Source organism: Monashia sp. HAY1-2A, from assembly GCF_056755315.1.
Map to the genome: position 1 here is coordinate 1 of NZ_JBNDHY010000194.1, position 7,389 is coordinate 7,389.

Consider the following 7,389-nt stretch of genomic DNA (forward strand, 5'->3'; position numbering starts at 1 on the left):
GAAGCAGGCGTCGACGCACACGCACTCGACCTCGACGTGGGGACCCTCCCGTTCGACGACCGCCGCGCCCCAGGGCGAGGCGCTCCAACCGCTCGCGGCGCAGGCCGGCCGCCGTCGGATGGTCCGGCTGGGTACCCCGACGATCCCGCAGCTCGAGGCGCCGCCCGCGCAGGGTGTACCAGCCCTTGGCCGGGGGCTTGCCCTTGCGGGGGTTGGCACCGCGGTGACCCGGCATGTCGTCGGGCCCGGCGACGTCGAGGTGGCTCGGGAAGTGGCGCTCTGCGTGGTCGCGCAGCACGTCCCGCGGCACGGGTGGTACCGGCCGGTTCTGTGCGTCGACGACCAGGAGCCGCAGCCCGGCCACGTCGAGGATCCGCGACAGCGTCCCGACGTCGAGGCGCCTCTCGCCGGACTCGATGCGACCGACCGCGGAGGAGGACAGGCCCGTGCGGGCGGCCAGCTCGCGCTGGCTGAGGTCGGCGAGGCGGCGCACGCGGCGCACGTACGCGGCGCCGTCGAAGGCGTCGTCCATCGTGGCCTCCTGCTGCGGTCCGTGGGGCCCACCGTCTCAGGTGGGCGCCGGCGACGGGCATCGTCGTCCCCAGCCTGGGCTGCGACGGGTCGAAAGGGTCGCCACCGTCCACAGGGGGCTGTGCCCCCACCGCCTCACCACCTGCCCCGGTTGTCGGGGCAGGTGGTGAGGGTGCTGGTGGGTGGCGGGTTGCTCCCTGCTGCTGCCCCGGTTGTCGGTGCAGGTGGTGAGGGTGCTGGTTGGTGGAGGGTGGCTCCTTGCTGCTGCCCCGGTTGTCGGGGCAGGTGGTGAGGGTGCTGGTGGGTGCGCGTTGCTCCTTGCTGCTGCTCCGGTTGTCGGGGCAGGTGGTGAGGGTGCTGGTGGGTGGCGGGTGGCTCCTTGCTGCTGCCCCGGTTGTCGGGGCAGGTGCTGTGGGATGTCGGTTCGGGGCAGCGGACGACCCCGCTGCCCGGGGGCGGCGGGGTCGGTCGATGGGTGGTCAGCTCCGGGCGAGCGCCTCGGTGCGCGCTGCCGTGGCGGGCGCCGCGACCTGCGTGACGCGCTTGGCGTGCCGCAGGCCCAGGATGCTGAGGACCAGGAGCAGGCCGGCGCCGACGTAGGCCACGACCGCCGCGATCCCGGCCACCGCGCCCATGGTGCCGAAGGCGTACGCGTTGAGCAGCAGGCCGCGCAGGGTGTTGCCCATGAAGAGCGTCTGGCGAAGCTGCCCCAGCTCGGCGACCTTGGCCTGGTCGGCGCTGGCGTCCTTGGACAGCTTCATGAACTCGCCGGAGACCTGCTCGTAGGTCCGGTTGTCCGAGGCCGCGTTCATGTGGACGAGGATGTAGTGGTCGGCGAAGGCCTTGGCCTGCTCGCCGGTCGTCATCTTCGTCCGGCCGTCGGCCCAGGGGGTGAGCGCGGCCTTGTCGGCGGGGGACATCTCGGCGATGGCTGCGGCCGCCGGCATCGTGATGTCCTGCTGGCTCAGCTGCTGCGTGACCTGGTCGCCGATGAAGCCGCTCGCGTAGGTCATCAGCCCTCCGGCGACGAGAAGGACGGCGGCCACGATGAGGCCGGTCCACGAGATGAGCCTGTCGAGCGTCTTGCGCATGATGCGCCTCCTGGTGTGAGGATCGGGGTGGTTTCCCCGGGTCGGTTCCTGACACTGCAAAACTACTACATCAGGTAGTACTACTCGTGTAGTTGAGTCTTCATCCGGATGTGGTTCCCGTCACCATCGCTCCCAGCCAACGCCCAGCCGGAGGGAACCGCGTCCGTTGGCCGAGCGTTGACCGGACATGCACAACCACTTCAACGGGCTCAAGACCGCCGCGCTCTTCGGTGGCATCTGGGCCCTGTTGCTCGGGATCGGCGCGCTCGTCGGCGGAGGTCGCTACCTCTGGCTCTTCGCCCTCATCGGCGTCGGGACGACGTTCTACGGCTACTGGAACTCCGACAAGCTCGCGATCCGGGCCATGCACGCCTACCCGGTCTCCGAGGCCCAAGCGCCGGCGATGTACCGCATCGTGCGCGAGCTGTCGACGCGCGCCGGCAAGCCGATGCCGCGCCTGTACATCTCGCCCACCCAGGCGCCGAACGCCTTCGCCACCGGCCGCAACCCGAGGAACGCGGCCGTGTGCTGCACCGAGGGCATCCTGCAGCTGCTCGACGAGCGGGAGCTGCGCGGCGTCCTGGGCCATGAGCTGATGCACGTCTACAACCGCGACATCCTCACCAGCTCGGTCGCGGCGGCGATCGCCGGCGTCATCACCTCCATCGGCCAGATGCTCATGTTCACCAGCATGTTCGGCGGTGGCAGCAACGACGACGACCGGCCCAACCCGTTCGCGCTGCTCGTCATGAGCCTGCTCGCCCCGTTCGCGGCCGTCCTGATCCAGATGGCCATCAGCCGCACCCGGGAGTTCGACGCCGACGAGGACGGTGCCAGCCTCACCGGTGACCCGCTCGCCCTCGCGTCGGCGCTGCGCAAGCTCGAGTCCGGTGTCGCCCGCGCGCCCCTGCCCCCGCAGCAGGACATCGTCAACGCCAGCCACATGATGATCGCCAACCCGTTCCGGGCCCAGGACGTCACGCGCTTCCTGTCGACGCACCCGCCGATGGACCGCCGCATCGCCCGGCTCGAGCAGATGGCCGGCGGTCCGGTCCAGCACTGAGGCCGCAACGCCCGCGACGCCCGGGCCGCCGATCTGGCAGGCTCGCCCCCATGCGCAGTCTCACCCTGGCCGAAGCCCGCGAGCGATCCTCGCGCCTCACCGTCACCTCGTACTCGGTCGACCTCGACCTCGACCAGGGGCCGGAGGTGTTCGGCTCGCGCTCGACGGTGCGCTTCACGTGCGCGACGCCGGGGGAGGGTTCGTGGGTCGACGTCAAGGCGCGCTCCGTCGAATCGGTGACCCTCAACGGCGCCCCGCTCGACCCGGCCGGCGTCGTCGACGGGCGCCTCGCGCTGAGCGGCCTCGCCACCGAGAACGAGCTCGTCGTCGTGGCGACGATGGCCTACAGCCACGACGGCCAGGGCCTGCACCGGGCCACCGACCCCGCCGACGGGCAGGACTACGTCTACGGGCACCTCTTCCTCGACGCCGCCCCGAGCGTGTACGCCTGCTTCGACCAGCCCGACCTCAAGGCGCCCTACGACGTCACGGTCCGCGCCCCCCGCGACTGGGTCGTCATCGGCAACGGGGCCGCCGAGCAGGTCGAGCCCGGCCGGTGGGTCCTCGGCACGACGAGACCGCTCGCCACCTACTTCGTCACGGTCTGCGCCGGGCCGTACACGTCCGTGCGCGCCGAGCACGACGGCATCCCGCTCGGCCTGCACGCCCGGGCCTCGCTCAAGGAGCCCCTCGAGCGGCACGCCCCCGAGATCCTCGACGTGACGCGTCGGTCGTTCGACTACTTCCACGGGCTGTTCGGCATCCGGTACCCGTTCGGCGAGTACCACCAGGTGTTCGTGCCCGAGTTCAACGCCGGCGCCATGGAGAACCCCGGCTGCGTCACCTTCCGCGACCAGTACCTCTACCGCGGCGCCGCCACCCGCGACGAGCTGCTCACGCGGGCCAACACCGTGAGCCACGAGATGTCGCACATGTGGTTCGGCGACCTCGTGACGATGCAGTGGTGGGACGACCTCTGGCTCAACGAGTCCTTCGCCGAGTACATGTCCCACCGGTGCCTCGTCGACGCCACCGAGTACACCGACGCCTGGGTCGACTCCTCGATCGTGCGCAAGGTGTGGGGCTACGGCGCGGAGCGCTCGCCCTCCACCCACCCGGTGGCCGGCGTGGAGGCCCTCGACGCTCAGAGCGCCCTGCAGAACTTCGACGGGATCTCGTACGCCAAGGGCGCCGCCGCGCTGCGCCAGCTCATCGCCTACGTCGGTGACGACGCCTTCATCGCCGGCGTCCGCTCGTACCTGCGCGACACCGCGTACGGCAACGGGACGCTCACCGACTTCCTCGGCGCCATCGAGCGCGCGGGCGGCAAGGACCTCGCCGCCTGGTCGCGCGGCTGGCTGCTCACCGCCGACCGCGACACGCTCTCCGTCGACCTCGAGGAACACGCCGGTCTCATCCGGAGCGCCGTCGTCGTCCGCGAGACGCCGGCCACCCACCCGGCCGACCGGCCGCACGCCTTCGACGTCGCCGGCTGGACCGACGGGCGCGAGGTCGGCCGGGTGACGACGACCGTCACGACCGACCGGACGTCGCTCGAGGCCCTCGTGGGTGCGCCCGTCCCGGCGGTCCTCGTGCCCAACGCGTCGGACCTGACGTGGGCGCGGGTGCGCCTATCGGACGCGACGGTCGCCGCGCTGCCGGCGCAGCTCGCCCAGGTGCCGGACGCCCAGGCCCGGGCGGTCGTCTGGTCGGCGCTCGTCGACGGCGTGCACGGCGCGGCGGTCTCGCCCGATGCGTTCCTCGACGTCTTCGACGCCGCCTGGCCGCACGAGACGAACTCCTCGATCCTGACCCGTACGGCGGGCTACGCCGAGCACCGCGTCGTGCCGTTCTTCGTGCCACGCTCTGGCCAGGAGGCCGCGCTCGGGCGCCTCGCAGCGGCCGCGTCGACGCTGCTGGACCGGGCCCCCACCGGGTCGACCGAGTCGCTCGCCGCGGCACGCCTGCTCGCCGGCACGAGCGACGACGAGGCGCTCCTGCGGGCGTGGGCCGACGGCAACCAGCTGCCGGAGGGACTGTCCGACGACGGCGACTTTCGGTGGATCGTCGTCCGCAACCTCGCCGCGCGCGGCCTGCTCGACGCGGCGGGCGTCGACGTCTTCCGGGCCAAGGACGACACACTCCAGGGCGGGCTCAACGCGCTGATGTGCCGTGCCTCCCTGCCGGCGCCGGACGACAAGGCGTGGGCCTGGGAGCAGCTGACGGGGCGGCACGGGCGGTCCAACTACGAGATGGTGCACCTGGCCCGCGGGTTCTGGGCCGCACCCGAGGACGCGCTCGTCGCCGACTACGTGCCGCGGTACTTCGCCGACGTCCCGGCGATGGCCGGCTGGGTCGGCGAGGACGCCCTGTCGCGGGTCGTCCTCGTGGCCTTCCCGAAGGTCTTCACCGACGACACGGCCCGTCTGAGCGCCGAGGCCCTCGACCGGCACGACCTGACCCCCGCCGTCCGGCGCTCCCTCGTCGACGCCGACGCCGAGCTGCGGGAGGCCCTGGAGTCGCGGGCCACCTTCGGCGCCGTGGCGTGACGCCGGGGCCGCCGCCCGAGTGGGTCGTCGAGCTGGGCGACGTCGGTTCCGAGGACTCCCTTGCCCTCCTGCGTGCGTACTACGTCGAGGTCAGCGACCGGTGGTACCGGCTCAGGGAGGGCCGCGGCTCGACCCCGGAGGAGCTGGAGGCCGGCTTCTCCCGGATGCGCAGCGACGACCTCGCTCCGCCGACGGGACGGTTCCTCCTCGCCCGACGTGCAGAGGACCCGAGCGTCGTCGGTGGTTGCGTCGGCGTCCGCCGGCTTCGCGACGCCTCCGGTGTCCGGGTCGCCGAGCTGCGTCGGCTCTACGTCCGGCCCGAGCACCGCGGAGCGGGCCTGGGCACCAGCCTGCTGCTGTGCGCCGAGGAGGTGGCCCGGGTCTGGGGGGTCCGGTCGATCCGCCTCGACACGCGCCTGGACCTCGTGGAGGCCCGCGCCCTCTACACCCGCCACGGCTACGCCGAGGTGCCCTGCTTCACCGTCGACGACCCCTACGCCGAGGTCTGGTACGCCAAGCGGTTGCACTGAGCGGCGGGCGGCTCACCAGGGGCTGGGCCGGTAGTCCTTGACGAAGCAGCCGTAGAGGTCCTCGCCGGCCTCGCCGCGCAGGATCGGGTCGTAGACGCGGGCCGCGCCGTCGACGAGGTCGAGCGGGGCGTGCCAGCCCTCGGCCGCGATGCGCAGCTTCTCGTCGTGCGGCCGCTCGTCGGTGATCCAGCCGGTGTCGACGGCCGTCATGAGGATCCGGTCGTTCTCGAACATCTCCCCGGCGCTCGTGCGGGTCAGCATGTTGAGCGCGGCCTTGGCCATGTTGGTGTGCGGGTGCCCGGGGCCCTTGTAGCGCCGCGAGAACTGGCCCTCCATCGCCGACACGTTGACGACATAGGCCCGCCGCGCCCCGGCGGCGACCGCGGCCCGCATGGCCGGGCGCAGCCGCGAGATGAGGATGAACGGCGCCGTCGAGTTGCACAGCTGCACCTCGAGCAGCTCGAGCGGGTCGACCTCCTCGACCTTCTGGGTCCACGAGTTCGTGCGCTGCAGGTCCGGCAGCAGCCCACCGGCGTCGACGGCGGTCCCGGCCCGGTGCGCCTCGAGGCTGGCGTGGCCGGCGCTCAGCGCGAGCGCGGTCATCGAGGCGGCGGTCTGGGCGGCAAGAGCGTGCTCGACCGACTCGCCGTCGTGGTGGGCGACGGCGTGACCCCTGAGCGCTCCGGCGATGGAGGCCGGGTGCGCCTCGCTGACCCGGTCGAACGTCACCATCTCCGGCAGGGCGACGCCGTCGGGCAGCGGCGCCGCCTCCAGCTCCACGAGCTTGCTGTAGGCGCCGGGGGAGCGGCGCACGGTCTGCGCCGCGTTGTTGACGAGGATGTCGAGCGGGCCGGCCGCCGAGACCTCGTCGGCGAGGGCGACGACCTGCGTCGGGTCACGCAGGTCGATGCCGACGATCTTGAGCCGGTGGATCCACTCGGCCGAGTCCTCCATCGAGGAGAACCGGCGCATCGCGTCCTTGGGGAAGCGCGTCGTGATCGTCGTGTGCGCGCCGTCACGCAGCAGCCGCAGCGCGATGTACATGCCGATCTTGGCCCGGCCGCCCGTGAGAAGGGCGCGCTTGCCGGTCAGGTCGGTGCGCTGGTCGCGCTTGGCGTGGCTGAAGGCGGCGCACTCGGGGCAGAGCCAGTGGTAGAAGGCATCGACGAGCGTGTAGTCGCGCTTGCAGATGTAGCAGCCCCGCGGGTTGACGAGCTCACCGGCGTACGCGCCGGTGGCGGTGGACACCAACGGGATTCCCTTGGTCTCGTCGTCGATCCGCATCGGCGAGCCGGTGGCCGTCGACTCGATGACCTGACGGTCGGCCTTGCGCTCGGCCCAGGTCTTGGCGTTGCGGCGGTCCTTCTTCAGGCGCTTGTACATCAGCGACGCGGCGCGCTTGAGGGTCTCGAAGTCGGGGTCGTCGAGGTCGAGCGAGGGGGCGAGGGCGAGGACCCGCACCGCGGTGGCGACGTCCTCGGGGTCGAGGCGCACGACGGCGGCGGGGTCGAGCTCGGTCTCGGTCTGGCTCACCGCGCAAGGGTACGCGGTCCCGGGGGGGGGGGGGGGGGGGGGGGGGGGGGAGGGGGGGGGGGGGGGGGAGGGGGGGGGGGGGGGGGGTTGGG

At 72.5% G+C, this 7,389-nt stretch carries 6 protein-coding genes; 3 read left to right on the forward strand and 3 right to left on the reverse strand.

Annotated elements, in window-relative coordinates; all coding sequences use genetic code 11:
• Both ACPYOM_RS19810 and ACPYOM_RS19815 read right to left on the reverse strand, forming a co-directional pair.
• Positions 1-532 (reverse strand): helix-turn-helix domain-containing protein (locus ACPYOM_RS19810; protein ID WP_481347264.1); only part of this gene is annotated, 532 nt, incomplete at its 3' end.
• Between the two features lie 478 nt (positions 533-1,010).
• On the reverse strand, positions 1,011-1,622 hold the full coding sequence (locus ACPYOM_RS19815) for a hypothetical protein (protein WP_481347265.1): 612 nt from the start codon (positions 1,620-1,622) through the stop codon (positions 1,011-1,013).
• 187 nt (positions 1,623-1,809) lie between these two features.
• Between ACPYOM_RS19815 and htpX the strand changes: the two genes are divergently transcribed.
• Genes htpX through ACPYOM_RS19830 form a run of 3 tightly spaced genes read left to right on the forward strand, consistent with a single transcriptional unit; the run spans position 1,810 to position 5,764 of the window.
• Positions 1,810-2,685, forward strand: a complete 876-nt coding sequence (gene htpX / locus ACPYOM_RS19820; RefSeq protein ID WP_481347266.1) for a zinc metalloprotease HtpX — start codon at positions 1,810-1,812, stop codon at positions 2,683-2,685.
• Positions 2,686-2,735: 50 nt separating this feature from the next.
• Positions 2,736-5,234, forward strand: coding sequence for an aminopeptidase N (pepN, locus tag ACPYOM_RS19825; RefSeq protein ID WP_481347267.1), 2,499 nt, complete (start codon positions 2,736-2,738; stop codon positions 5,232-5,234).
• Complete coding sequence (locus ACPYOM_RS19830; protein WP_481347268.1) at positions 5,231-5,764, forward strand: GNAT family N-acetyltransferase; 534 nt, start codon at positions 5,231-5,233, stop codon at positions 5,762-5,764. Before pepN ends, ACPYOM_RS19830 begins: the two co-directional genes overlap by 4 nt.
• Positions 5,765-5,776: 12 nt before the next feature.
• On the opposite strand, the gene ACPYOM_RS19835 is transcribed toward ACPYOM_RS19830, so the two are convergent.
• The gene (locus tag ACPYOM_RS19835) at positions 5,777-7,297 is read right to left on the reverse strand and encodes an SDR family NAD(P)-dependent oxidoreductase (RefSeq protein WP_481347269.1); all 1,521 of its coding nucleotides are present in this window, start codon (positions 7,295-7,297) and stop codon (positions 5,777-5,779) included.
• Positions 7,298-7,389: the final 92 nt, after the last annotated feature.

Excerpts from the sequence above, each read along its gene's own strand:
- htpX (WP_481347266.1), top strand. The coding sequence starts at position 1,810 with ATGCACAACCACTTCAACGGGCTCAAGACCGCCGCGCTCTTCGGTGGC.
- pepN (WP_481347267.1), top strand. The coding sequence starts at position 2,736 with ATGCGCAGTCTCACCCTGGCCGAAGCCCGCGAGCGATCCTCGCGCCTC.
- ACPYOM_RS19815 (WP_481347265.1), bottom strand. The coding sequence starts at position 1,622 with ATGCGCAAGACGCTCGACAGGCTCATCTCGTGGACCGGCCTCATCGTG.